This is a genomic window from Streptomyces sp. NPDC021080, from assembly GCF_044333225.1.
In the GTDB taxonomy this organism is placed as follows: domain Bacteria; phylum Actinomycetota; class Actinomycetes; order Streptomycetales; family Streptomycetaceae; genus Streptomyces.
The window spans coordinates 287,740-312,283 of the sequence record NZ_JBIRQM010000013.1 but is presented as its reverse complement, the minus strand read 5'-3'; the positions used below and the strand labels follow the sequence as shown (position 1 = coordinate 312,283).

The window sequence follows — 24,544 nt, the reverse complement described above, 5'->3', positions numbered from 1 at the left end:
CGGATCCGATCCGGATCGGATCATCCGGGGCCCATGCCTGTCCGGGCATGGGCCCTCGGCTTTTGCCGCGACACTCCGGGGCGGTACGGTCATCGGTCGGAAGCACCATAGGAAGGGCGTCGATGGCCATTGCCAAGGCCGAGCGGCTGATGAACCTCGCACTGTGTCTGCTCGGGACGCGGCGGCCGCTCAGCAAGCGGGAGCTCCGCGAGTCCATCGAGGCCTACCTGGAAGCCGGGTCGGACGACAGCTTCAACCGGATGTTCGAGCGGGACAAGGACGATCTGCGCGAACTCGGCCTGGTCATCGAGACGGTGGAGAACCTCGACGGCGAGGTCGGCTATCTCGCCCGCCGCGACAGCAACCGCCTGCCGCCGATCACCCTCGACGCCGAGGAGGCCGCCGCCCTCGGTCTGGCCGCCAAGGTCTGGCAGCAGGCCCGGCTGGCCGGCGCCGCCAGCGGTGCGCTGCAGAAGCTGCGTGCCGCGGGCCTGCCCGAGGACGTGGACCCGTACGGATCCCACGGAGCCCTCGAACCGCACATCCCCGTCCACGAGGCCGCCTTCGAGCCGCTGATGCTCGCCTGCCGCGACCGCCGCCCGGTCGTCTTCGACTACCGCAAGGCCAACGCCGCGCAGCCCGGGACCCGGCACGTCGAGCCCTGGGCCCTGGAGTGCTGGCGCGGCCACTGGTACCTCGCGGGCTGGGACCGCGACCGCGGCGCCGAGCGCGTCTTCAGGCTCTCCCGGATCACCGGCAAGGTCCGCGCGCGTGCGGGCCGGTACACCGCCGAGGTCCCCGACGTCGTGACCGTGCGCGAGACGGTGGCGGGCTGGGCCGGGGAGACCGCCGACCGTTCGGCGCTGATCCGGCTGCGCTCCGGCGCGGGCTACCCGCTGCGCGCCAAGGCCGTCTCCGTGCGGGAGCTCGAGAACGGCTGGGACGAGCTGGAGATTCCGTACGGGCACGGCCTGGACGCCTGGCTCGTCGAGTTCGGGCCGGACGTCGTGGTCGTGGGACCCGCCGAACTGCGGGCAGAAGTGATCGACCGGCTGCGCGCCGTGGCCAAAGGCTGAGGGGAAAGCAAGAACGTGGCAGGAAAACCGGCCAGGCCCACGAACGCGATCGACCAGACCCGGCGGATGCTCTCCCTGGTGACCTATCTGCGCGAGCGCCCCGGCGCCCGCGTCGGCGATGTCGCCCGCGCCTTCGGGATCACCGAGGACGAGCTGATCTCCGACCTCGACGTGCTGCCGCTGTGCGGGACCAGTTTCCGCGGCGGGGACCTGCTCGACATCGACACCGACGGCGACCGGATCTGGTGGCACAACCCGGACGACGTCGCCGAGCCGCTGCGGATCGCCGCCGACGAGGCGACCGCGCTGCTGGTGGCCGCCCGCGCGGTGTCCACCCTGCCCGGCCTGCGCGAGGGCGACCGGCAGGCACTGCTGCGGGCCACCGCCAAGGTGGAGGCCGCCTCGGGCGAGGCGGCGGGCGCCAGCTCCCGGCTGTCGGTGACCTTCGAGTCCGAGGGCGGTGTCTTCGCCGACGTGGACCGGGCGATCTCCGAGCGGCGCCGGCTGTGGATCCGTTACTACTCGCCTTCGCGCGACGAGCTGAGCGAACGCGAGATCGACCCGATCCGCCTGGTCAGCGTCGGTCACACCTATGTGGAGGCGTGGTGCCGCCGTTCCGAGGCGCGCCGTACCTTCCGGCTCGACCGGGTCGCCGAGATCCGCATCCTGGACGAGCCGTCCGCGCCGCCCGAGATAGAGCTGCGTGACCTGTCCGAGGGCCTCGTCCAGCCCGCGGCCGAGGACCCCGAGGTGGTCGTCGAGGTCGGTCCCGGCGGGCGCTGGGTCGCCGAGTACTACCCGCACGACAGCGCGGATGAGCTGCCGGACGGCGGGCTGCGTATCACCTTGCGGACACCCGATCCCGCTTCGCTGCGGCGGCTGGCCCTGCGCCTCGGCGGCGACGGCCGGATCGTCTCGCCGCAGGCTCTCGCGGACAGCGCCCGCAGCGCGGCCCGCGAGGCGCTCGCCGCTTACGACGACGTGCCGGACGGGCTCGGGGAGGTCCGGGACAGACCGTACGAGGGGCGGGAGCAAGGGCTTTGAGGACGTCGTCGATGTCTGGTGCGCAGGGAAGGCCGGGTACCTCGGAGAAGCCGGGGGCCGGACGACGGGCGGGGGCGCCGGGACGCGCGAGGCCGTCCTCGGGCGGGCCGGAGATGTCGGTGGGTACGGCCTTCGCCGGGATGCGCCGGGTGGTCGAGGTCATGTTCAAGGCCGCCTGCCCCGACTGCCGGGCCGGTTTCGAGCTGACCCCCGGCGCCCTGCGCCTGGCCATCGGCGCCAGCAGCCGCACGACGTTCTACTCGTTCACCTGTCCCGCGTGCGGCTCCGCCGTCCGCAAGCCCGCCGGGGAACGCATCGTCGAACTTCTCACCGGGGGCGGGGTCCGCACGCTGCGGCTGCACTCCACCCTCTAGGGTCGTCGTCATGTTCTGGCCGATGTTTGCGATCGCCGCGGGCTTCCTGGGAATCACGGTTCTCGGAGTGCTCGCCGTCCGTGTCTTCGTCGAAGCGGAGCGTCTGGGGAGGCAGGTGGCCGACTCCGCGCGCCGTGTCGGCGCGGCCTCCGACGACCTGGAAAGAGCCGCGGCCGGAGCGGTGCGTTCCATGGACGCGGTGTGAGCCGTCCGTGGATGCGCAATGCGTCACGCCAGCCTGTCGACTTCGTGCCTTGGCCAGGTACGCTCAGGGCAGGGCCCGGAGATTGAGGCGCGGGCCGCGAAGCGGGAGTACGCGCGGGGATTGCCCCGCGTTCACCCTTGAGCGTTACGATCGCTGACAACGTGATGATCGGACACACGTCCGATCGATCGGACAGCACCCTGACCATGCAGCCTCGGTGAGAAGGTAAAGACTTATGTTCCGCAACGGACTTGAGCCGTGGCACCTGCTGATCCTCGTTGTGGTGATCGTCCTCGTGTTCGGCTCCAAGAAGCTGCCGGACATGGCGCGCTCGCTCGGCAAGTCCGCCCGCATCCTGAAGAGCGAGGCGAAGGCGATGAAGGAGGAGGGCAAGCAGCCCACCACCGCCACGCCCGCCGAGTCCGCCGAGGAGCCCACTCCCGCTCAGCGTACGATCCAGGCCGCGCCCGGCGACGTGACCAGCTCCCGCCCGGTCAACGAGCCCACGGACACGACCCAGCGCTGACGCGAGGACCGGGCCATCCGGTCCGTTGCACGAGATGAGGATGTGGGTTGCTCAAGTCCGCCCGCAAAGAGGAGAGGGATCCCGAGGGCCGGATGCCGCTCGCGGATCACTTGCGTGAGCTGCGCAACCGGCTCGCGAAGGGTGTCCTGGCGATCCTCGTTGTCACGATCGTCGCGGCCTTCTTCTACAGGGACATCATCGATGTCATCACCAAGCCGATGCTCGCCGAGATCGGCTGTCACCAGTCCTTCGGGGAGCTGACCCACGCCAAGAACACGCACTGCGCGCATCTCACGGTCAGCGGCCTGCTGGCGCCGTTCACGCTGGCCCTGAAGGTCGCCCTGACGGCGGGTGTCGTGCTCGCGTCGCCGGTCTGGCTGTACCAGCTGTGGGCGTTCGTCGCCCCCGGCCTGCACCGCACCGAGAAGAAGTACGCCTACACGTTCGTCGGCCTCGGTTTTCCGCTCTTCCTCGCCGGCGGCTACCTCGCGTTCCACGTGCTGCCGACCACGGCCAAGGTGATGATCGACCTCACGCCGAGCGGTGCCGAGAACCTGTTGCCGCTGGACGACCTGCTGGACCTGATCACCCGCATGATCGTCGTCTTCGGTCTCGCCTTCGAGATGCCGTTGCTGCTGATCCTGCTGAACCTCACCGGTGTGCTGTCCGGGAAGCGCATGCTCGGCTGGTGGCGCGGCATGATCATCGGCATCACGGCCTTCGCGGCCGTGGCCACGCCCAGTCCCGACCCGATGACGATGCTGGCGCTGGCGTCCCCGATCTGGGCGCTCTACTTCATCGCCGTGGCGGTGGCGTTGCTCAACGACCGGCGCCGGGCCCGCCGCGAGGCCGAGGGTCCCGGCGACGACGAAGCCTCCGATCTGGACCTCACCCCCGAGGCCATCGGTGACATCGAGCCCGTGACGGCCGGCCGGACCCTTCCGGAGCAGGCCACCACGGACCGGGTCAACGGTTATGACGACGTGACCTGACGGAGCCCGGGACCTCGTAGGGTCACCCTGTGACCAGCGAGATCACCCTCATCGTCAACCCCACCGCGGGCCGCGGCCGGGGCGCCCGAGCGGCGCTGCCGGCCGCTTCCGCTTTGCGTGCCGCGGGATTCTCCGTCGAGACCGTCCAGGGCGAGGACGTGTCGGACGCCCTCGCGCGGGCCCGTGACGCGGTCGCCGGCGGTACCGGCGCCCTCGTCGCGGTCGGCGGGGACGGCATGGCGAACCTGGCCCTCCAGGCCGTCGCCGGGACCCGTACGCCCTTCGGACTGGTCGCGGCCGGGACCGGCAACGACTTCGCGCGGGCCCTCGGCCTGCCCGTGGGCGACCCCGCGGCCGCGGGCCGGATGATCGCCGAGGCGCTCAGGGGCGAGAGGCTGCGCGAGGTCGACCTGGGCCGGGTGAACGGCACCTGGTTCGGCACCGTCCTGGCCTCCGGCTTCGACTCCCGGGTCAACGACCGCGGCAACCGCATGCGCCTGCCCGTGGGCCGCTTCAAGTACGACGTCGCCATGGTCGCCGAACTGGCCGCGTTCAAGCCCGTCCCGTACCGCATCACACTGGACGACGGCGAGATCCGGGACATCGAGGCGACCCTGGTGGCCGTCGGCAACGGATCGTCGTACGGCGGCGGCATGAGGATATGTCCCGGCGCGAGCCTCGGTGACGGGCTGTTCGACATCACGGTGGTCGGGGACTGCTCCCGCGCGACGCTGCTCAAGATCTTCCCCCGGGTCTACCGGGGCACCCACGTCGGCCATCCCGTGGTGAGCGTGCACCGGGCGGCCCGCGTCGAACTGCTCGCCGAGGGGGTCACCGGGTACGCGGACGGGGAGCCGCTCGGGCCGCTGCCGCTCACCGCGGAGTGCATACGGGCAGCCGTGCGCGTCGCACTTCCCTGAGCTGCGGGGATCCGGGGTTTCACGGCCCCTGATCCGGATAATGATCGTCCTTGTGTCAGTGCCTCCCGGTAGTCTCGAAAGCACGATGACAGAGGACCTCTCACCGGCCGAGCGGTACGCGGCGTCGCGCAGGCGCGCTGCCGAGCAGGCCACCGCGCTCGCGTCCTTCCGCGAGATGTACGACTTCGGCCTCGACCCCTTCCAGATCGAGGCCTGCCAGGCGCTCGAGGCGGGCAAGGGTGTGCTGGTGGCCGCGCCCACCGGTTCGGGCAAGACGATCGTCGGCGAGTTCGCCGTCCACCTCGCCCTCCAGCAGGGCAAGAAGTGCTTCTACACCACGCCGATCAAGGCGCTCTCCAACCAGAAGTACGCCGACCTGTGCCGCCGTTACGGGGCGGACAAGGTCGGCCTGCTCACCGGCGACAACAGCGTCAACTCCGAGGCCCCGGTGGTCGTCATGACCACCGAGGTCCTGCGGAACATGCTGTACGCGGGCTCGCAGACCCTCCTCGGGCTCGGCTATGTGGTGATGGACGAGGTGCACTACCTCTCCGACCGCTTCCGCGGCGCCGTCTGGGAAGAAGTGATCATCCATCTCCCCGAGTCGGTGACCCTGGTGTCGCTGTCGGCGACGGTGTCGAACGCGGAGGAGTTCGGTGACTGGCTGGACACCGTGCGTGGCGACACCCAGGTGATCGTCTCCGAGCACCGGCCCGTCCCGCTGTTCCAGCACGTACTGGCCGGGCGGCGGATGTACGACCTCTTCGAGGAGGGGGAGGGCCAGCGCAAGGCCGTCAACCCCGACCTCACGCGCATGGCGCGCATGGAGGCGAGCCGTCCGTCGTACCAGGACCGCAGACGGGGCCGCGCGATGCGCGAGGCCGACCGGGAGCGGGAGCGCAGACAGCGCTCGCGGATCTGGACCCCGGGCCGGCCCGAGGTCATCGAGCGGCTCGACGCCGAGGGGCTGCTGCCCGCCATCACGTTCATCTTCAGCCGCGCCGCCTGCGAGGCGGCCGTGCAGCAGTGCCTGTACGCGGGTCTGCGGCTGAACGACGACGCGGCGCGGGCACGGGTGCGTGAACTCGTCGAGGAGCGCACCGCCTCCATCCCGGACGAGGACCTGCACGTCCTCGGCTACTTCGAATGGCTGGAGGGCCTGGAGCGCGGCATCGCGGCCCACCACGCGGGCATGCTGCCCACCTTCAAGGAGGTCGTCGAGGAACTCTTCGTCCGCGGCCTCGTCAAGGCGGTCTTCGCGACGGAGACCCTCGCGCTCGGCATCAACATGCCGGCCCGCTCGGTGGTGCTGGAGAAGCTCGTCAAGTGGAACGGCGAGCAGCACGCGGACATCACGCCCGGCGAGTACACCCAGCTGACCGGCCGCGCCGGCCGCCGGGGCATCGACATCGAGGGCCACGCGGTCGTGCTGTGGCAGCGAGGCTTCAGCCCCGAGCACCTCGCGGGACTCGCGGGCACCCGCACCTATCCGCTGCGCTCCAGCTTCAAGCCGTCGTACAACATGGCGGTGAACCTGGTCGAGCAGTTCGGCCGGCACCGCTCGCGCGAGCTGCTGGAGACGTCGTTCGCGCAGTTCCAGGCGGACAAGTCGGTCGTCGGGATCTCCCGGCAGGTGCAGCGCAACGAGGAGGGCCTCGAGGGCTACAAGGAGTCGATGACCTGCCATCTCGGCGACTTCGACGCGTACATGGGGCTGCGCCGCGAACTGAAGGACCGCGAGACCGAACTGGCCCGGCAGGGTATGTCGCAGCGCCGTGCCGAGGCGGCCGTCGCCCTGGAGAGGCTGAAGCCCGGTGACGTGATCCACGTGCCCACCGGCAAGTACGCCGGACTGGCCCTGGTGCTGGACCCCGGGCTGCCCGCCGGCCGGTCGAACGGCCACCGCGGCTTCGAGCAGCACGACGGCCCGCGCCCGCTGGTGCTGACCGCCGAGCGCCAGGTGAAGCGGCTGGCCTCGATGGACTTCCCCGTGCCGGTCGAGGCGCTCGACCGGATGCGGATCCCCAAGTCGTTCAACCCGCGCTCCCCGCAGTCCCGTCGGGACCTCGCGTCCGCCCTGCGCACCAAGGCCGGGCACATCGTCCCGGACCGGCACCGCAAGCGGCGCTCCGAGGCCGCCGACGACCGTGAGATCGCCCGGCTGCGCACGGCGATCCGCGCGCACCCCTGCCACGGGTGCAACGACCGCGAGGACCACGCCCGTTGGGCCGAGCGCTACCACCGGCTCAAGCGGGACACCTCGCAGCTGGAGCACCGGATCGAGGGCCGGACGAACACCATCGCCCGCACCTTCGACCGGATCGTCGCCCTGCTCACCGAGCTGGACTACCTGCGCGGCGACGAGGTCACCGAGCACGGCAAGCGGCTCGCCCGGCTGTACGGCGAACTCGACCTGCTGGCCAGCGAATGTCTGCGGGCCGGTGTCTGGGACGGCCTCTCCCCGGCCGAACTGGCCGCCTGCGTCTCGGCGTTGGTGTACGAGTCCCGGATGGCGGACGACGCGATGGCGCCGAAGGTGCCGTCGGGCAAGGCCAAGGCCGCGCTCGGCGAGATGGTGCGCATCTGGGGTCGTCTGGACGCGCTGGAGGAGGACTTCCGGATCAACCAGACCGAGGGCGTGGGCCAGCGCGAGCCGGACCTCGGCTTCGCCTGGGCCGCCCACGAGTGGGCCTCCGGCAAGGGCCTGGACGAGGTGTTGCGCGAGGCCGAGATGCCCGCCGGTGACTTCGTGCGCTGGTGCAAGCAGGTCATCGACGTCCTCGGCCAGATCGCGGCCGCCGCGCCCGTCTCGGGCGGCGAGGGGTCGACGGTCTCGAAGAACGCCCGCAAGGCGGTCGACGCCCTGCTGCGCGGGGTGGTGGCCTACTCGTCGGTGGGCTGAGGCCGACCGAGGGGCCGGCGGTCTGCGGTCCCGCCGTCGTGGAGCCGAGCCGGTGCGGCCGGTGGCGTGCACTCTCCCCGCCCGGGGAGGGTGGCACACCGCCGGCCGCACCTGTTTCAGCGGCTGCGGTACGCGCGCCAGCCGCCGTAGGACGTGATGTCGGGCGCGCCCTCCAGCGCGCCGGGTTCGCACAGGAAACCGGGCACCTGGGTGCCGTCGGCCAGTTCGACGCCGCCCAGGGTCATCGGGCGGGGGAGCGCCGCCAGCAGGCGTCCCAGACCGTCCGCGGGAAGGCTCCACACCTCGGTCTCGACGGCGGCGCCGCCCGCGCCGACATGGACGAGCCCCGGCTTCGGCGGGCTCGTGTCCAGGGCGTGCAGCCGGTAGACGGCGGCGGTCGTGGTCGTACGGTCGAGGCGGGCGCCCAGGGAGAGCAGCTGTGCGTTGAGCGGCTGGCCGGACAGATGCGCCCCCACCACGGCGAGACGGGTCTCCGGTTCCAGGAGGCGGGCGATCCGGGCGAGCCGCTCGTCGGTGAACGCCGGGCCGATCAGCATCACGCCGAACGGGAGCCCGGCCGGTGTCCGGCCGGCGGGGACGGCGACGGCCGCCAGGTCGAAGAGGTTCGTGGAGTTGGTGAAGCGGCCGAGCCGGGCGTTGGCGCCCAGCGGGTCGGCGGCGACCTCGGCGAGCGTGGGATGGCCGGGCGTGGTGGGCAGGAGCAGCGCGTCGGCGTCGGCCAGCTCGGCGAGCGCCCGGGTGCGCAGCGAGGCCAGCCGTTCCTGGTCGGCGTACAGCCGGTGGGCCGGGATGTCCCGTGCGCGGGTGATGATCCCGGCGACGGTCGGGTCGAGCCCGGCACCTCCCCCGGAGATCTGCTTGTCGACAAAGCTTCCCACCGCGGTGTAGCGCTCGGCGACGAAGGCGCCCTCGTAGAGCATCGCGGCGGCCTCGGTGAACGGGGTGAGGTCGAGGGTGCGCACCTCCGCCCCGGCCGAGACGAGCCGGTCGACGGCCGTCTCGTAGGCCCGCGCCCAGCCCTCGTCCAGGTCGCCGAGCTGTGCCGTCGGCGGGACGGCGACGCGCCAGGGGCCGGGCGCGCGCTGCTCCAGGGGCGGCAGTTCGCGTGCGGAGGGGGACGCCAGGTGGGCGAGGGCCTGCTCGGCCTCCGGGAGGGTGCGGGCGAACACGGTGACGCAGTCCAGGGAGGCGCAGGCCGGGACGACGCCGGTGGTCGGCACCAGGCCGCGGGTCGGCTTGAGGCCGACGACGCCGTTGAACGCGGCGGGTACGCGGCCGGAGCCGGCGGTGTCGGTGCCGAGGGCGAGGTCGGCGATGCCGAGGGCCACCGCCACGGCCGATCCCGAGCTGGAGCCGCCGCTGATCCGCTCCGGGTCCAGGGCGTTCCGGACGGCGCCGTAGGGCGAGCGGGTGCCGACCAGGCCGGTGGCGAACTGGTCGAGGTTGGTGGTGCCGAGCACGACGGCCCCGGCGGCGCGCAGGCGGGCGACCGCGGGGGCGTCGGCGTCCGGGGTGTACGCGTAGGCCGGGCAGCCGGCGGTGGTGGGCAGCCCGGCCACGTCGATGTTGCCCTTCACGGCGAGAACCCGGCCGGCGAGCGGGAGGCGCTCGCCGGCCGCGACCCGCTCGTCCACGGCACGGGCCTCGCTCTCGACCTCGGCCCGGGGGCGCAGGCCGATCCAGATCTCGGGCCGGTCCACGGCCTCGATGCGGGCGTACGCCAGACGGACTCGGGTGAGGGCGGACATCGGGACTCCTTGTGACGGAGGTCGTGCGCGGGCGGAGACGGGGCGAGTGAACGGGGGCCGTGGACGGGCTGGTGCGAGCGGAGACCGGGGCGAGAGGGCGGGCCCCGGGCCGGACCGGTGGGGGCCGGTGCTGCGGCGGTCGGTGTGAGGGGGCCGGACCGGTGTGGGCGGAGCCAGGGGGTGATCGGGCGGGGGCCGGCCGGACCGGTGTGGCCGATGTGGCGGTGGCCGAGGTCGGGGGCCACGCCCGGACCGGTGGGGGCCGGTCCGGGGCGGCGAGGTCGGGCGGAGGGCAGTCAGGGAGCCGAGGGTTCCAGGGGCGCGAGGACGAGCAGGGCCGTTCCCGCCTCCACCTGGTCGCCCGGCCGGGTGAGGATCTGGTGGACCACGCCGTCGACCGGGGCGGGGACGCGTGATTCCATCTTCATCGCCTCCAGGGCGAGCAACGGCTGCCCCGCCGTGACCTGTTCGCCCGGTGCCACGTTCAGCTGCCACACCGACGCGGCGAACTCGGCCTCGATCAGCCGGCCGCCCTCCGGGACCCGCACCTCGGCGGCCGGCGCGGGCGGGGCGGCCGCCGCCTCCGCGCGGGCGAACTCGCCCGCCGCCTCCCAGGCGTCCCGCTCCGTGGAGAACGCGTCGCCCTGCCGGGACCGGAACTCCGCGATCGCCCCGGCGTTCTCCGCCAGGAAGGTCTCGTACGCGGCGAGCGAGAAGGTGCCCTCCTCCACGCGTGGCACGAAGCGGCCGGAGACGATGTCGGCCCGCAGCTCCAGGAGTTCGTCCGCCTCCACCGGGTACCACTTGATCCGGTCGAAGAAGCGCAGCAGCCAGGGCGAGCCCGGCTCGAACGCGCCGCGCTGCTGCCAGGGCGACCACACCTGGGTCGTCCGGCCGACGAACTGGTAGCCGCCGGGGCCTTCCATGCCGTAGACGCAGAGGTAGGCGCCGCCGATCCCGACCGAGTTCTCGGCGGTCCAGGTGCGGGCCGGGTTGTACTTCGTGGTGACGAGCCGGTGGCGCGGGTCGAGCGGGGTGGCGACCGGCGCGCCCAGGTAGACGTCGCCGAGGCCGAGGACCAGGTACTCCGCGTCGAAGACCGTGCGGTACACGTCGTCCACCGAGTCCAGGCCGTTGACCCGGCGGATGAACTCGATGTTCCACGGGCACCAGGGGGCGTCGTCGCGGACACCGGCCATGTAGCGGGCGATGGCCTCGCGGGTGGCCGGGTCGTCCCAGGACAGCGGGAGGTGGACGGTGCGGGAGGGGACGACGAGCTGGTCGCTCGGGGGCAGGGCGCGGACCGTGCGCCGTACGGTGTCCAGGAGTTCGCGCTGGGGGAGCCGGTCCGGGTCCGCCTGGATCTGCAGCGAGCGGATGCCCGGCGTGAGGTCCGTGACGCCGTCGAGCTCCGCCTTCGTCACCGCCTCCATCAGCGCGTGGACCCGCATGCGCAGGGCCAGGTCCAGCTGCATGGGCCCGAATTCGACCAGCAGGTTGTCGTCGCCGCTGCGGCGGTAGGTCACGTCGCCGTCCCGGGCGAGGATCCCGCCGTCGACGATCGCGGGCCGCGCGGAGCCGTCGTCGGCGAGCGGGGCGAAGCGGACGGTGTCGCCGGGGCGGAGCTGGCCGAGCTTCCAGCGTTCGGTGCTGACGACGGTCGCCGGGCAGACGAAGCCGCCGAGCGAGGGCCCGTCCGGGCCGAGGAGCACCGGCATGTCGCCGGTGTAGTCGACGGCGCCGACCGAGTAGGGGGTGTCGTGGATGTTGGAGGGGTGCAGGCCGGCCTCGCCGCCGTCGGTGCGGGCCCAGCGGGGCTTGGGCCCGACGAGTCGTACTCCGGTGCGGGCCGAGTTGAAGTGGACCTTCCAGCCGGCGGCGTAGAAGTCGTGGATGTCGTCCTCGGTGAAGAACTCCGGTGCGGCGTGCGGCCCTTCGAGGGCACCGATGTGCCATTCGGCCGTGAAGGCAGGACGTTCGGCGGGCGGCACGGGCGTGCCGTGTCCCGTGACGGTGCCGCCGTGCAGGACGTCACCGGTGCGCAGGGCGCGGCCCCCGTGGCCGCCGAACCGGCCGAGGGTGAAGGTGGCGGCGCTGCCGAGGAAGGCGGGCACGTCCAGGCCGCCGCCCGCGAACAGCACGTAGGTGCGCAGGCCGTGCCCGGTGGGTGCCCCGACCTCCAGCACGGCACCGGCCGGCACGGTCAGCGGTTCCCACTGGGCGACGGCGGACCCGTCCACGGTGACCGGCGCTGGAGCGCCCGTGACACAGACCGTCGTGGCGTGGGTGAACCTCAACGCCGGTCCCTGCAGGGTGCATTCCAGGCCCGGCGCGCCCTCGGGGTTGCCGAGCGCGCGGTTGCCGAGCCGGAAGGACAGGTCGTCCATCGGGCCGCACGGCGGTACCCCGACCTGCCAGTAGCCCCTGCGGCCGGGCCAGTCCTGCACGGTGGTGAGCGTGCCGCCGGACACGACCTCGACGCGCGGGGTGGGATCGCCGACTCCGGCCAGCGTGGCGGTGGAGTGCGCCGCCCGCCGGAAGGAGGGTTCGGTGAGCGCGGCCCGTACGAGGCCGAGGTTGGTCTCGATCCCGTCGATCCGGGTCGCGGCCAGTGCCTCGTCGAGGCGTTCCAGGGCTTCGGCCCGGTCGCTCCCGTACGCGACGACCTTCGCGAGCATCGGGTCGTAGGAGGTGGTCACCTCGGTACCGGTCTCGACCCAGCCGTCGACACGGACCCCGGCGGGGAACTCGACCCGGGTCAACAGGCCGGCGCTGGGCCGGTGTTCGCGCGAGGGGTCCTCGGCGTAGACGCGTGCCTCGACGGCGTGGCCGCGGGGTGCCCCCGGATCCCGTACGACCTCGGACTCGCCCCGGGCCAGGCGCAGCATCCAGGCGACCAGGTCGACGCCGTAGATCTCCTCGGTGACCGGGTGTTCCACCTGGAGGCGGGTGTTGACCTCCAGGAAGTACGCCTCCTCGCGGGCGGCGTCGTAGACGAACTCGACGGTTCCGGCGGAGCGGTAGCCGACCGAGGCGCACAATTCGCGTGCGGCGGCGGCGAGTCGTTCGCGCACGGGGGTGGGCAGGCCGGGGGCGGGCGCCTCCTCCAGGACCTTCTGGTTGCGGCGCTGGAGCGAGCAGTCGCGGTCGCCGAAGGTGACGACACGGCCCCGGCCGTCGCCGAAGACCTGCACCTCGACGTGGCGGGCGTGCTCGACCAGGCGTTCCAGGAAGACCCCGGCCGAGGAGAAGGAGGCGGCGGCGACGCGCTGCACCCGGTCCCAGGCCTCGGTCAGTTCGGCGGCGGACCGGCAGGCCGACATGCCGATGCCGCCGCCACCGCCGGTGGCCTTGAGCATGACGGGATAGCCGATGCGGCCGGCCGCCTCCAGGGCCTCGGGGAGGCCGGGGAGCAGCCCCGTGCCCGGCGCCAGCGGGACCCCCGCGGCCTCGGCCGCCGCCCTCGCCGTGTGCTTGGCGCCGAACAGCTCCAGCTGCTCCGGCGTCGGCCCGACGAACACGATCCCGGCGTCCTCGCAGCGGCGGGCGAACGCCGCGTCCTCGGACAGGAAGCCGTACCCGGGGTGGACGGCCCCGGCCCCGGCGTCCTTGGCCGCCTTCAGGACCAGGTCTCCGTCGAGGTAGGACTCCTTGGCGGGGGCCGGGCCGAGCCGTACGGCCTCGTCGGCGAGGCGGACGTGGGGTGCCGCGCGGTCGGCGTCGGAGTACACGGCGACGGTGCGCAGGCCCAGTTCGCGGGCGGTGCGGATGATCCGGACGGCGATCTCGCCGCGGTTGGCGACCAGGAGGGTGTCGAAGCTCATGCGGAGTCCCCGATCGTCATGGCGACCGCGGTGGGCTCGAAGCCGTTGCACGGGTTGTTGATCTGTGGGCAGTTGGAGACCAGCACGATCACATCGCGTTCGGCGCGCAGGGTCAGCTTCAGGCCCGGGGCGGAGATGCCGTCGACGATGCCGAGGGTGCCGTCCTTCTCGACCGGCACGTTCATGTACCAGTTGATGTTCGACACCAGGTCGCGCTTGCCGAGGCCGTACCGGGCGCCCTCGGTGAGGAAGTTGTCCACGCAGGCGTGCTGGGACCAGGTGTGGTGGCCGTAGCGCAGGGTGTTCGACTCCTTGGAGCAGGCGCCGCCGACCGTGTCGTGCCGGCCGACCTCGTCCTCGACGACGGTCATCAGCGGGGTGTGCTCGTTCGACATCAGCACGCTGCCCGTGGTGAGGAAGATGTTGCCCTGGGCCTGGATCGTGTCGGGGGCGCTGTAGCGGACGGCCGTGTCGGCGGCGTCGTACACCAGGAAGTCGACGGCCTGGTTGCCGTGCAGGTCGGTGACGGTGAGCGTCTCGCCGGCGCGGACGACGGCGGACCAGGCGGCCCGGGCCGGGACGGTGACGTGCGTCATGCGAGCCCCCTCGTGGCAAGGAATTCGGCGGTGTTGAGGAAGGCGCGGCGGCCCTCCGGGGTGGCTTCCCACAGCGGGTCGCCCGGCGCGGTCGGCCGTGCGCGCCAGGCCAGCACCTCCAGCGGGGTGCTGGTGTAGTGCGGGCGCGGGTCGGCCGGGTGCGGCACGTTGGCGATCAGCACGGTGAGGTCCTGCTCGGCGCGCAGTGTGACGGCGGCGCCGGGTCCGGCCGAGCCGGTGAAGTCGGGCGAGCCGTCGTCGCGGATCTCCACGCCCTGGAAGAAGGAGAGCGAGGGCGGCAGATCGCGGGGTCCGAGCCCGTTCTTGGCGGCGGCCAGCTTGAACAGCTCGCGCCCGGCCGGGGACGCGGACTGCGGGGTTCCGTCCCCGTAGCGTCCGGTGTTGCGTACGAGCGTGGAGGTGCCGCACAGGGCGTCGTGCCGTCCGGAGGTGTCGGCGACCACCGAGGCGAGCACCCGGCCCTGGTCGGAGAGGAGCAGTCGCCCCTCGCCCAGGTAGGCGTTCCACTGGACCTTGACGGTGTCGGCGACGTTCAGGCGCTCCCACGGCCGGTCGGCGACATACAGCAGCAGGTGGGCGCAGGCGTCGCCGGTGAGGTCGGTCAGGCGCAGTTCGGTGCCCCGGGCCAGCACCTTGTGCGTGTAGTTGCCGCCCGCCACGGTCTCGGCCCAGACGAGCGGGCCCGCCCCGGGCGGCGGGGCCGGCCAGTCGTCCGCGGGGACGACGGGCATGGCCTCGGCGCGGGTCCCCTGCTGGGCGCGGGCGTGGTCGCGTGCTCCGTGGGTGGTCGCTGTCGCCATCGCGGGTCCTCCGGCTCCTCGGTCATTTCTGTCGCGCGACAGAAATTAGGGGCGGGGTGGGTCGCGGCCGTGTCCCGTGTGTTGCCGCGGGGTTACCTGTCCCTCACGCGAGGTGCGCCGCCGGTGGAGGGGCCGTGCGCCCTCGCCCGAGTCCGTGCGTGCCTGCCCTGCGTCTGCCCTTTGCCTGCCTGCCTGCCTGCCTGCCTGCCTGCCTGCCCTGCCCTGTGCCTGCGGCGCGTGCCCGCTCCGCGTGCCCGCTCCGCGTCTGCCACGCGCGCCCGCCCCGCCTCCGCCGTGTGTCCGTCGTGCCCCGGCCCGGAGTCCCCACCCCGGGCCCGCCGCGCGGGCTGCCGCGCCCGGTCGGGCCTGGCGCGTGTGCGAGGATCGAACGCATGGGAACGGGTGGCGGACGACGGGTCGGCAGGCCTCGGGCCGCGCAGCGGCCGGACAGCGGGCTGGAGCCGCGCGCCGAACTGCTCGATGCCGCCGCCGAGTTGTTCACCACGCGGGGATACGCGGCCACCACCACCCGCGCCGTCGCCGAGCGGGCGGGCATGCGCCAGGCGTCCATGTACCACTACGTCACCGGCAAGGAGGAACTGCTCGCGCAGCTCCTGGAGTCCACGGTCACACCCTCTCTGGCCTGTGCCCGTGAACTCCTCGCCGACGACACGGCGCCCGCGGAGCGGCGGCTGTGGCAGCTGTGCCGTACCGACGTCGAGGTGCTCTGCGGGGGACCGCACAACCTCGGCGGCCTCTATCTGCTGCCCGAGGTGCGCACCGAACGCTTCGCCGGCTTCCATGCCGTACGGGCCGAACTCAAGGACACCTACCGTCAGTTGCTCGCCGCGACAGCGGCCGGCGGCGCGCTCGCCAAGAGCGAGCTCGATCTGCGCACGGATCTGCTGTTCGGGCTGATCGAGGGGGTCATCCTCGTGCACCGTTCCGACCCGCAGCGTCCGGTGTCGGCCTTCGCCGAGGCCACGGCCGACGCGGCTCTGCGCATCGCCGGAATCTGAGGGCCCGAGCCCTCGTCACGGCGTTCTCGCATGTCCGTACGTCATCACGCACCGTGTGCGAATGAGGGCTCAGCGTGTAAATGGGGCTGAGGGTACTCCAGTCTTATGGGCGGTTTCAGGTGCTTGCTGAATATGACACAGCGATGATCCGGTCGGACTAAGCTCGCCCGCAGCGCACCGAGTTGGGATGTATTCGTGCGCTTGTTCCCAAAAGTTCCGAAGATCTGGTTTGGCTCATGCCGATCCATGCCGTTTCCCCCACAAATCTCCCCCACCCCCAGCCGACTTGTCTCAGAGGGCATACATGGTGAGTGTTCAATCGCCTCCCGGTGGCAGTGAACTTCCCTACGCGCGCGTGCTGTTGCTGCCGGCCGTCCTGATGGCGGTGGCGACCGGCGCCGCCGTCGCCTTGGTGACGGAGTCGGCCCGGGGCGCGGTGGCCCTGTGCGGCGGCTTCGCCACGCTGCTGGTCGTCGCGGTCGGCGGTGAAGCCGTCCGCCGCGGTCGCGTCGCCCGAGAGCTGCGCACCGACCTCGCGCGCCGCACCGCCTCCCTGGAGCAGCGCATTGCCGCGCACGACCAGGAGATCGTGCGCTTCACCCGGGAGGTCCTGCCGTACGCGATCGACCGGCTGCACGACGGGGACTCTCCCTCGGAGGTCGTCCGCACCCTGGGGCGCGACACCCCCGGCTTCCACGAGATCCCCGAGTCCCAGAAGGACCTGCTGAAGAAACTGCTCAAGATCATCGACGCCGAGGAGTCGATGCGCGACGCGGCCCAGCGCTCCTTCGTCAACATCGCCCGGCGCGTCCAGGCCATCGTCCACCAGCAGAACAACGAACTGCGCGAGATGGAGGAGGACCACGGGCGCAACCCCGAGGTCTTCGACGACCTGCTGCGCATCGACCACGGCACCGCGCTGATCGGCCGGCTCGCCGACTCCATCGCCGTGCTCGGCGGCGGCCGTCCCGGACGCCAGTGGCCCGAACCCGTACCGCTGTTCAGCGTGCTGCGCGGCGCGATGTCGCGCATCCTGGAGTACCGGCGCATCGAGCTGCACAACATCGTCGACATCGCCGTCGACGGCGTCTCCGTCGAGCCGCTCATCCACGCCCTGGCCGAGCTCATGGACAACGCCACCCGGTACTCGCCGCCGCACACCAAGGTGCACGTCACCGCCATCGAGGTGCAGACCGGCATCGCCATCGAGATCGAGGACGGCGGCGTCAGCCTCAGCGACGAGGCCCGCGGCAGGATCGAGGAACTGCTCCGGCTGGCCGCGGCGGGTGTCGACCCGAACACCATGGGCCAGGCGCCCCGGCTCGGCATGGCCGTCGTCGGACGGCTCGCGCAGATGTACAGCATGCAGGTCTCGCTGCGGCAGTCCGCGTACGGCGGTGTCCGCGCCGTCCTCGTCGCACCGCGCGACATGCTCACCACCGACTTCGCCCCCGGTTTCGCGCACGGCGTCGGGGCCAGCTCCGTGGCCGGCATCGACAACGGCGGTGTCGAGGGCCCGGCGCGCAAGCCCAAGAAGCGCAAGCCCACCACCGGCCCCCGCATCCCCTCGTCGAGCGCCGACCTCCGCGAGGACGACGACGTCCCGGTCGTCACGGAATGGACGCCGAACGGTCTTCCGCAGCGGCGCAGCCGGATGAAGGTCCCGCTCAGCCGGCGGTACGCCGAGGCGCGCGCCGAGCAGGAGGCGGCCGAGGCCGCCGGAGCCGCCGTCTCGTGGGAGGCCGATCCCGCGCCGCAGGAGAAGGAGCCCGAACCCGGGCTGTGGGTCGAGGCGTTCATGAACGGCCTCAAGGGCGACCCGGACCCGACCGCATTCAGCACGGACAACCAGCCGGCCCCTGCAGAGGCCGACGACGAGGGGGACCTCAAGTGATCCAGCAGCGAGCGAACTTCGACTGGATGCTCAAGGATCTCGCCGACGGAGTGCCGGGCATCCAGCAGATCGTGGTGCTCTCCGCCGACGGACTGCGCATCGCCCGCTACGGCGGCGACCCGGACGCCGCCGACCGGGTCGCCGCCGCCTGCGCGGGCCTGCAGAGCCTCGCGGGAGCCGTCGCGGGCGAGATCCCCAAGAGCGACGGCCGGATGCGGATGGTCATCATCGAGATCGACGGCGGCTACTTCTACCTGATGTCGGCGGGACCCAACGCCTACCTCGCCGTGCTCGCCAACCAGACCGCGGAACCCGGGCTGATGAGCAACCGCATGCGCGACCTCGTCGTCCGCATCGGGGCCCATCTCACCAGTCCGCCGCGCCGCAACGGGCAGACCGTATGACTCCTCCGCAACGCCGACGACGCCAGCCCAGGGAGCGGCCCCCGGAACCTCCCGCACCGCCGCCCTCCCCCGCGGACCCCGAAGGCCCCGGGGGGGAGGAGGGCCGGGGCGGACCGAAGAACCCCGAGCGCCTGTACGTGCTCACGGGCGGCGGCGAGGGCGGCGACCGGGCCGAGGTCGATCTCGTCACCCTGGTCGTCGCCCGTACCGCCGCACCGCCGCCCGGCACCCAGCCGGAGCAGGCGGCGCTGCTGCGGCTGTGCGGGACCCCCCTGTCCGTGGCCGAGATCTCGGCCTATCTCCATCTGCCGTTCAGCGTGGTGACCGTCCTGCTCACCGAGCTGCTGGCGGCCGAACTGGTCCAGGCGCGCGCCCCGATCGTCCGTCAGGCGCTCCCCGACCGTTCCCTCCTCGAAGCGGTGATGCATGGACTTCAAAAGCTCTGACACCGTCACGGGCCCTCGCGCCGAGGACCACCTCCCGCACACCGCGCAGGCGGCGGTCAAGATCGTGATCGTGGGCGGCTTCGGAGTCGGCAAGACGACCATGGTGGGTTCCGTCAGCGAGATCAGACCGCTGACGACCGAGGAGACCATGACGCAGGCCGGCATCGGGGTCGACGACAACTACGGATCCGAGACCAAGACGGCCACCACCGTGGCCATGGACTTCGGCCGGATCTCCCTCACCGACCAGCTCGTGCTCTATCTGTTCGGCACTCCGGGCCAGGAGCGCTTCTGGTTCCTGTGGAACGGCCTGTTCGAGGGAGCGCTCGGCGCGGTCGTCCTGATCGACACCCGCCGGCTGGAGGTCAGCTTCGACGTGATCGGACGCCTGGAGGAACGCGGTGTCCCGTTCGTCGTCGCGATCAACGACTTCCCCGACGCGCCCCGGTACGCCGTCGAGGACCTGCGGGCCGCGCTCGACCTGCCCGAGGAGATCCCGATCGTGCGGTGCGACGCCCGCCGCAGAGCCTCCAGCCGCGACACCCTGATGACCCTGATGCGGTTCCTGCATTCCCTGGCGATGACGTCGGCGCGCAGCTGAACACCGTACGGTGAAAGTGGCATCCGTACGCCAACTGCCCATCCATAGAACGTATTTGAGCTTCGGAGCGATCACTGTGACGACCGAATCCCATTCCCCCGCAGGTACGGAAGAACCCGCGTTCGGCCCCCCGCCGGGCTGCCCCGCCCACGCCGTCGGGCCCGGCGTCGGTCCGGGCGGACTGCGTCGCCTGTACGGGCCCGAGGCCGAGGACCTGGGCGCGCTGTACGAGAAGCTGCGCGCCGAACACGGCCCCGTGGCACCCGTGTTACTGCACAACGACGTGCCGATCTGGGTGGTCCTCGGCCATGCCGAGAACCTGCACATGGTCAGCACCCCCGCGCACTACGCCCGCGACAGCCGGCTGTGGACCGCCGTCCAGGACGGCACGGCGGGAGCCGACCACCCGCTCGCCCCCCACATCGCCTGGCAGCCCATCTGCTCCCATGCCGAGGGCGACGAGCACCTCAGGCTGCGCGGCGCCGTCACCGGCGCCATGTCCACCATCGACTTCCGCAGCCTGCGCCGCTACATCAACCGCGCGACGCAGCGTCTGGTCAACGCGTTCTGCCCGCTCGGCAAGGCCGACCTGGTCGGACAGTTCGCCGAGCACCTGCCGATGTCCGTGCTCTGCGAGATCATCGGCATGCCCGAGGACTACAACGACCGCATGGTGCACGCCACCCGCGACCTGCTCAAGGGCACCGACACCGCCATCGCCAGCAACGAGTACGTCATGAGCGTGCTGACCCAGCACACCCTGCGGCGCCGGGCCGAGCCCGAGGACGACTTCACCACCCACCTCATCAGCCACCCGGCCCGGCTCACCGACGACGAGGTGGCCCAGCACCTGCGGCTCGTCCTGCTCGCCGCCTACGAAGCCACCGCCAACCTCATCGCCAACGTGCTGCGCATGCTGCTCACCGACCCGCGCTTCCGCGCCCAGCTCAACGGCGGGCAGATGACCGTGCCCGAGGCGGTCGAGCAGTCCCTGTGGAACGAGCCGCCGTTCAGTGCCGTCCTCGGCTACTTCGCCAAGCAGGACACGGAGCTCGGCGGCCGGCGCATCCGCAAGGGCGACGGACTGCTGTTCGGCATCGCGCCCGGCAACGTCGACCCCCGGATCCGTCCCGACCTCGCCGCGAGCATGCAGGGCAACCGTTCCCACCTGGCCTTCGGCGGCGGCCCGCACGAGTGCCCGGGGCAGGACATCGGCCGTGCCATCGCCGACGTCGGCGTCGACGCCCTGCTGCTGCGGCTGCCGGACGTCGAACTCGACTGCGACGAGAGCGACCTGCGCTGGCGCAGCACCATGTCCTCGCGCCACCTCGTCGATCTGCCCGTCCGGTTCGAGCCCAAGCCGACGCAGGACGTCATGCAGCGGCCGGCCGTGCGCGCACTGCCCTCCCAGCGGTCCCACTGGCAGGTGACCACCGAGGGCGTGGCACCGGCCGCGCCCGCACCGCAGCCGACGGCCCCCGAGCCCGCCCCGGCCGCACCCGCCCCGGCCGCTCCCGAGCCCGTCGGCCGGCCGGGAGCCTGGCAGCGCCTGCTGCGCTGGTGGCGCGGCTACTGATCCCCGGTGTCCCGGGCCGACCAGGCGTCGTACGAGGTCCACGCCTCCAGCGTTCGTCCGCTGACGAACCGGTGGGCCCGGCCGGTGACCGGATCGGTGAACTCCAGTGTCCGCGCCAGCAGTTGCAGCGGGCGCCGGAAGTCGCCGGCCGGCACCGGCCCGGTCACCACCGGGTACAGCGGGTCGCCGAGGATCGGCACACCCAGCGCGCTCATGTGCACCCGGAGCTGATGGGTCTGCCCGGTACGGGGAGCCAGCCGGTAGCGCCCCAACCCGTCCCGGTGATCGGCCAGTTCGACCCCGGTGACCGCGTTCGGCTCGCCCGCCACCTCCCGCGCGGCCATCACCCCGCGCTCCTTGAGGATGCGGCTGCTGACCGTGCGCGGCAGGTCCAGCGCGGCGTCGTACGGCGCCACGGCCTCGTACTCCTTGCCGACCAGCCGGTCGCGGAACAGCGACTGGTACGCGCCGCGTTCCCCGGGCCGTACGGTGAACAGCACGAGTCCCGCGGTCAGCCGGTCGAGACGGTGCGCCGCGCCCAGCTCCGGCAGGCCGAGGTCACGGCGCAGCCGGGCGAGGGCCGTCTCCGCGACGTGGCTGCCGCGCGGTGTGGTGGCGAGGAAGTGCGGCTTGTCGGCGACGACGATGTGGTCGTCCCGGTACACCACCTCGAGCGGGAACGGCACCGGCTCCTCGTCGGGCAGCTCCCGGTGGAACCACAGGAACATCCCCGGCGCGTAGGCGGTCCCGGCGGTCAGCGGCCGTCCGTCCTCGCGGACGATCAGCCCCTCGCCGATCATCGCGTCGATGACTCCGTCGCCCGCCGCGAGCCGGTCCACCAGGTACGCCCGAGCGGTGGCCCAGCTCCCCTCGCGCGGCAGCTTGATCCGTACGGGGTCGACCCCGTGGCGCTGCGGGAGGGGAGCCGGTGGGATCCGGGGCTTGCGTCTCACCGGTCAAGCGTACGAGGCCTCGGCCGCCTCGGGCGCCCGCGCCTTCGCCGACCGCGCCGCGAACGCCCGGTACCCCGCGCCCGCGACCAGCGTCACGGCGAGGAACAGCAGGGTGAACCAGCGGAAGTACCAGTGCCCGCCCGCCGGGTCGTACACCGCGGCGCGCGGCCAGGCCAGGTTGACCGTCATGAACAGGCCGTAGACGAGGGCGAGCGCGTTGACCGGGACGCCCCAGCGGCCCAGGGAGAAGAGCGGGGCGCCCGTCTCGTCGGTGCCCTCGGCGGCGAACCGTCCGCGCAGCCTTCGCACCAGCAGCGGTCCGGTGACCATCGCGTACGCGAGGTACAGCATCACGATGCAGGTGGTCCCGATCGCCAGGAACGCGTCCGGGGAGGCGAAGTTCAGGAGCAGCAGCGCCGCCGCGAGGACACCGACGACCAGGGCGGGGGCGCTCGGCATGCCGGTGCGCGGGTCGACCTTCGCGAGCCGGCCGGAGAACGGGAGCCGGCCGTCGCGGGCCATGGAGAAGAGCATCCGGCCGGCGGCGGTCTGGATCGCCAGGGTCGCCACCGCGATGGCCACCACCACGTCGGCGAGCAGCGCCCGGCCGACCCCGTCGCCGAGGCTGCTGGTCAGGACGTAGCCCAGTCCGTCGACGCCGAGGCGGCCGTCGGTCAGGCTCGGGGCGGCGAGCAGTCCGCCGAGCACGATGAGCCCGCCGAGCAGGCCGGCCGCGCCGAGGGCGGTGAGGATCGTACGGGGCGCGGTGCGCCTCGGGTGGTGGGTCTCCTCGCTCATCTCCCCGGCGCTGTCGAAGCCGATCATCACGTACGCGGCCATGAACGAGCCGACCATCAGCGCCCCGAACAGGCCGCTGCCGCCGGTGCCGGTGTGGAAGGTGATGCCGGGGGAGCGCTCGGAGTGGGTGAACAGCAGCACGATGATCAGGACGGCGCCGATGATCTCCGCGGTGACGCCGATCCGGTTGACCGCGGACATCACGCGGTTGTCGAGGACGTTCACCAGTGTGGTCAGCACGAGCAGGACGACACCCAGCACGGCCGCGTTGGCGGCGCCGTCGGGGCTCGTCGGGGCCGGGTCGTCGCCGATCAGCTGGAAGCCGGACCAGATCGCGGGCAGGACCATCTGCAGGGCGAGCGCCGCCGCGGCCACCACGACGACCTGCCCGATCACCATGATCCAGCCGGCGAACCAGCCGAAGGAGGCGTTCGACAGGCGTGAGGACCACTGGTAGATCGCGCCGGAGATCGGGTAGCGCGCGGCGAGTTCCGCGAAGCAGGCGGCGACCGCCAGCTGGCCGATGAACACGGCCGGCCAGGTCCAGAAGAAGACCGGGCCGCCGAAGGCGTACCCGAAGGCGAAGAACTGGAAGACCGTGGTGAGGACGGAGATGAAGGAGAACCCGGCGGCGAACGAGGCGTACCGGCCGAGGCTGCGGTGCAGTTCCTGGCGGTAGCCGAACTCGGTCAGGGAGCCGTCGTCCGAGGACGCGGGCGGATCGGGGCGTACGTCGGAGGGGGCGGTGGTGGTCACGGCGGCACCTGCCTTCGGCGCGAAGGGCGATCTGGATTCCTGTCGGGTGACAGAAATTAGGGAGACCCTGTTTCACCCGCGTGTCGCGGCCGTGTCGGCGACGGGCCCAATTCCTCACGCGCCCGCCGTCCCGATTTCCCGCACGTCCGCCGCCTGCCGCGCCAACGCGATACATCGTGTGTCTTGACGCGTTCTCCTGATACGCGATATGTTCGGCTACGGATATTCGGGGACGAGCCGAGAGGTGTGACGGCGATGAAGCGGCGCAAGCTGAGCAACCCGCTGGCGCTCGCCGTCATGACGACGCTCTGGCAGAAGCCGATGCATCCGTACGAGATCGCCCGGACGTTGCGCCGTCAGGGCAAGGACAGCAGCACGAAGATCAACTACGGGTCTCTGTACACGGTCGTGCAGAACCTGGAGAAGCACGGCTTCGTCGAGGTCACCGATGTGGAGCGGCAGGGCAACCGTCCGGAGCGCACGATCTACGGCATCACCGAGGCCGGGCGCGAGGAGATGACCGAATGGCTCTCCGATCTGATGGCCGTCCCGGCGCGTGAGTACCCGATCTTCGAGACCGCGCTCTCGCTCATGGGGGTACTGCCTCCGGACGAGGTCGCCCGGCTGCTCGCGGAGCGGCTCAACTCCCTCGAGGTACAGGCCGCGAGCGCCCGCGGCGGCCTGGCGAAGCTGTACGAGACGCTGCCCCGGCTCTTCCTCGTGGAGAGCGAGTACCAGCTGCACATGGTCGAGGCGCAGGCGGAGTGGGTCCGGGGCTTCCTGGGGGAGCTCAGGGACGGCACGCTGCCCGGCGTCGAGGCATGGCGGACCTTCCACGAGACGGGGGAGATCCCGCCCGAGTTCCAGGACGTGGAGGAACGCCACTTCGAGCAGTGACCCGAAGAAGAACAGACCCCGGCAGGACTGTTGCACCAGTCCCGCCAGGGTCTCGAACCCCGAACTGAATCCGCCGTGCGGCAGTTCCAGGCGATCGAGGTGCGGCACACCCAGGATAGCCCGGCGCTCTTCACGCGGATCAGCTCGGTCG

At 72.1% G+C, this 24,544-nt stretch carries 21 protein-coding genes; 15 read left to right on the top strand and 6 right to left on the bottom strand.

What is annotated here, in order from left to right:
* Positions 1-122: 122 nt before the first annotated feature.
* The 8 genes from ACH4S8_RS30605 to ACH4S8_RS30570 all read left to right on the top strand — a co-directional run bounded on the left by ACH4S8_RS30605 (position 123) and on the right by ACH4S8_RS30570 (position 8,039).
* Positions 123-1,076, top strand: coding sequence for a helix-turn-helix transcriptional regulator (locus ACH4S8_RS30605; RefSeq protein ID WP_398399683.1), 954 nt, complete (start codon positions 123-125; stop codon positions 1,074-1,076).
* A 15-nt stretch (positions 1,077-1,091) separates the two neighbouring features.
* Positions 1,092-2,120 carry a helix-turn-helix transcriptional regulator gene (locus ACH4S8_RS30600; RefSeq protein WP_398399680.1) on the top strand — a complete coding sequence of 343 codons (1,029 nt, stop codon included), beginning with the start codon at positions 1,092-1,094 and terminating at the stop codon, positions 2,118-2,120.
* A 113-nt stretch (positions 2,121-2,233) separates the two neighbouring features.
* Positions 2,234-2,494 carry a hypothetical protein gene (locus ACH4S8_RS30595; protein ID WP_103553753.1) on the top strand — a complete coding sequence of 87 codons (261 nt, stop codon included), beginning with the start codon at positions 2,234-2,236 and terminating at the stop codon, positions 2,492-2,494.
* A 10-nt stretch (positions 2,495-2,504) separates the two neighbouring features.
* Positions 2,505-2,699: a hypothetical protein gene (locus ACH4S8_RS30590; protein WP_398399677.1), complete on the top strand. Its 195-nt coding sequence runs from the start codon at positions 2,505-2,507 to the stop codon at positions 2,697-2,699.
* 235 nt (positions 2,700-2,934) lie between these two features.
* Positions 2,935-3,225, top strand: a complete 291-nt coding sequence (tatA, locus tag ACH4S8_RS30585) for a Sec-independent protein translocase subunit TatA (RefSeq protein WP_398399675.1) — start codon at positions 2,935-2,937, stop codon at positions 3,223-3,225.
* A 47-nt stretch (positions 3,226-3,272) separates the two neighbouring features.
* Positions 3,273-4,217 (top strand): twin-arginine translocase subunit TatC, encoded by a 945-nt coding sequence (gene tatC / locus ACH4S8_RS30580; protein ID WP_398399673.1) that lies wholly within the window; start codon positions 3,273-3,275, stop codon positions 4,215-4,217.
* A 29-nt stretch (positions 4,218-4,246) separates the two neighbouring features.
* A complete protein-coding gene (locus ACH4S8_RS30575) occupies positions 4,247-5,137 on the top strand; it encodes a diacylglycerol kinase (protein ID WP_398399671.1) in 891 nt (296 codons plus the stop codon).
* Positions 5,138-5,177: 40 nt separating this feature from the next.
* Complete coding sequence (locus ACH4S8_RS30570; protein ID WP_398399669.1) at positions 5,178-8,039, top strand: DEAD/DEAH box helicase; 2,862 nt, start codon at positions 5,178-5,180, stop codon at positions 8,037-8,039.
* Positions 8,040-8,155: 116 nt separating this feature from the next.
* Here ACH4S8_RS30570 and atzF read toward each other — a convergent pair whose 3' ends face one another.
* From atzF to ACH4S8_RS30550, 4 genes are all read right to left on the bottom strand, one after another.
* Positions 8,156-9,808 (bottom strand): allophanate hydrolase, encoded by a 1,653-nt coding sequence (gene atzF / locus ACH4S8_RS30565; RefSeq protein WP_398399667.1) that lies wholly within the window; start codon positions 9,806-9,808, stop codon positions 8,156-8,158.
* A 296-nt stretch (positions 9,809-10,104) separates the two neighbouring features.
* The gene (locus ACH4S8_RS30560) at positions 10,105-13,632 is read right to left on the bottom strand and encodes a 5-oxoprolinase/urea amidolyase family protein (RefSeq protein WP_398399665.1); all 3,528 of its coding nucleotides are present in this window, start codon (positions 13,630-13,632) and stop codon (positions 10,105-10,107) included.
* Positions 13,629-14,228: an urea amidolyase associated protein UAAP2 gene (locus tag ACH4S8_RS30555; protein ID WP_398399663.1), complete on the bottom strand. Its 600-nt coding sequence runs from the start codon at positions 14,226-14,228 to the stop codon at positions 13,629-13,631. Before ACH4S8_RS30555 ends, ACH4S8_RS30560 begins: the two co-directional genes overlap by 4 nt.
* Positions 14,225-15,049 (bottom strand): urea amidolyase associated protein UAAP1, encoded by an 825-nt coding sequence (locus tag ACH4S8_RS30550; RefSeq protein WP_398399661.1) that lies wholly within the window; start codon positions 15,047-15,049, stop codon positions 14,225-14,227. Before ACH4S8_RS30550 ends, ACH4S8_RS30555 begins: the two co-directional genes overlap by 4 nt.
* A 392-nt stretch (positions 15,050-15,441) precedes the next feature.
* Here ACH4S8_RS30550 and ACH4S8_RS30545 point away from each other — a divergent pair, with 392 nt between their 5' ends.
* The 6 genes from ACH4S8_RS30545 (at position 15,442) to ACH4S8_RS30520 (ending at position 20,989) form a co-directional block, all read left to right on the top strand.
* Positions 15,442-16,068 carry a TetR/AcrR family transcriptional regulator gene (locus ACH4S8_RS30545; protein ID WP_398399659.1) on the top strand — a complete coding sequence of 209 codons (627 nt, stop codon included), beginning with the start codon at positions 15,442-15,444 and terminating at the stop codon, positions 16,066-16,068.
* 304 nt (positions 16,069-16,372) lie between these two features.
* Entirely contained in the window at positions 16,373-17,962 is a 1,590-nt protein-coding gene (locus tag ACH4S8_RS30540) for a sensor histidine kinase (RefSeq protein ID WP_398399657.1), read from the top strand.
* Entirely contained in the window at positions 17,959-18,366 is a 408-nt protein-coding gene (locus tag ACH4S8_RS30535) for a roadblock/LC7 domain-containing protein (RefSeq protein WP_398399655.1), read from the top strand. The genes ACH4S8_RS30540 and ACH4S8_RS30535 overlap by 4 nt, the downstream gene beginning before the upstream one ends.
* The gene (locus ACH4S8_RS30530) at positions 18,363-18,812 is read left to right on the top strand and encodes a DUF742 domain-containing protein (protein WP_398399653.1); all 450 of its coding nucleotides are present in this window, start codon (positions 18,363-18,365) and stop codon (positions 18,810-18,812) included. Before ACH4S8_RS30535 ends, ACH4S8_RS30530 begins: the two co-directional genes overlap by 4 nt.
* On the top strand, positions 18,793-19,413 hold the full coding sequence (locus ACH4S8_RS30525) for a GTP-binding protein (RefSeq protein WP_398399651.1): 621 nt from the start codon (positions 18,793-18,795) through the stop codon (positions 19,411-19,413). The genes ACH4S8_RS30530 and ACH4S8_RS30525 overlap by 20 nt, the downstream gene beginning before the upstream one ends.
* A 76-nt stretch (positions 19,414-19,489) precedes the next feature.
* Positions 19,490-20,989, top strand: coding sequence for a cytochrome P450 (locus ACH4S8_RS30520; protein WP_398399649.1), 1,500 nt, complete (start codon positions 19,490-19,492; stop codon positions 20,987-20,989).
* Here ACH4S8_RS30520 and ACH4S8_RS30515 read toward each other — a convergent pair.
* Both ACH4S8_RS30515 and ACH4S8_RS30510 read right to left on the bottom strand, forming a co-directional pair.
* Entirely contained in the window at positions 20,983-21,942 is a 960-nt protein-coding gene (locus ACH4S8_RS30515; protein ID WP_398399647.1) for an RluA family pseudouridine synthase, read from the bottom strand. The genes ACH4S8_RS30520 and ACH4S8_RS30515 overlap by 7 nt on opposite strands.
* 3 nt (positions 21,943-21,945) lie before the next feature.
* Entirely contained in the window at positions 21,946-23,496 is a 1,551-nt protein-coding gene (locus ACH4S8_RS30510) for an amino acid permease (RefSeq protein WP_398399645.1), read from the bottom strand.
* Positions 23,497-23,751: 255 nt separating this feature from the next.
* Here ACH4S8_RS30510 and ACH4S8_RS30505 point away from each other — a divergent pair, with 255 nt between their 5' ends.
* Entirely contained in the window at positions 23,752-24,393 is a 642-nt protein-coding gene (locus ACH4S8_RS30505; RefSeq protein ID WP_398399643.1) for a PadR family transcriptional regulator, read from the top strand.
* The last annotated feature ends 151 nt before the right edge of the window (positions 24,394-24,544 follow it).

Bases quoted from the DNA above. Each gene is read 5' to 3' on its own strand.
- ACH4S8_RS30525 (WP_398399651.1), top strand. From the start codon at position 18,793: ATGGACTTCAAAAGCTCTGACACCGTCACGGGCCCTCGCGCCGAGGAC.
- ACH4S8_RS30545 (WP_398399659.1), top strand. From the start codon at position 15,442: ATGGGAACGGGTGGCGGACGACGGGTCGGCAGGCCTCGGGCCGCGCAG.
- tatA (WP_398399675.1), top strand. From the start codon at position 2,935: ATGTTCCGCAACGGACTTGAGCCGTGGCACCTGCTGATCCTCGTTGTG.
- ACH4S8_RS30605 (WP_398399683.1), top strand. From the start codon at position 123: ATGGCCATTGCCAAGGCCGAGCGGCTGATGAACCTCGCACTGTGTCTG.
- ACH4S8_RS30595 (WP_103553753.1), top strand. From the start codon at position 2,234: ATGTCGGTGGGTACGGCCTTCGCCGGGATGCGCCGGGTGGTCGAGGTC.
- ACH4S8_RS30540 (WP_398399657.1), top strand. From the start codon at position 16,373: ATGGTGAGTGTTCAATCGCCTCCCGGTGGCAGTGAACTTCCCTACGCG.
- ACH4S8_RS30560 (WP_398399665.1), bottom strand. From the start codon at position 13,632: ATGAGCTTCGACACCCTCCTGGTCGCCAACCGCGGCGAGATCGCCGTC.
- ACH4S8_RS30505 (WP_398399643.1), top strand. From the start codon at position 23,752: ATGAAGCGGCGCAAGCTGAGCAACCCGCTGGCGCTCGCCGTCATGACG.
- ACH4S8_RS30555 (WP_398399663.1), bottom strand. From the start codon at position 14,228: ATGACGCACGTCACCGTCCCGGCCCGGGCCGCCTGGTCCGCCGTCGTC.
- ACH4S8_RS30570 (WP_398399669.1), top strand. From the start codon at position 5,178: ATGATCGTCCTTGTGTCAGTGCCTCCCGGTAGTCTCGAAAGCACGATG.
- ACH4S8_RS30550 (WP_398399661.1), bottom strand. From the start codon at position 15,049: ATGGCGACAGCGACCACCCACGGAGCACGCGACCACGCCCGCGCCCAG.
- ACH4S8_RS30530 (WP_398399653.1), top strand. From the start codon at position 18,363: ATGACTCCTCCGCAACGCCGACGACGCCAGCCCAGGGAGCGGCCCCCG.
- atzF (WP_398399667.1), bottom strand. From the start codon at position 9,808: ATGTCCGCCCTCACCCGAGTCCGTCTGGCGTACGCCCGCATCGAGGCC.
- ACH4S8_RS30590 (WP_398399677.1), top strand. From the start codon at position 2,505: ATGTTCTGGCCGATGTTTGCGATCGCCGCGGGCTTCCTGGGAATCACG.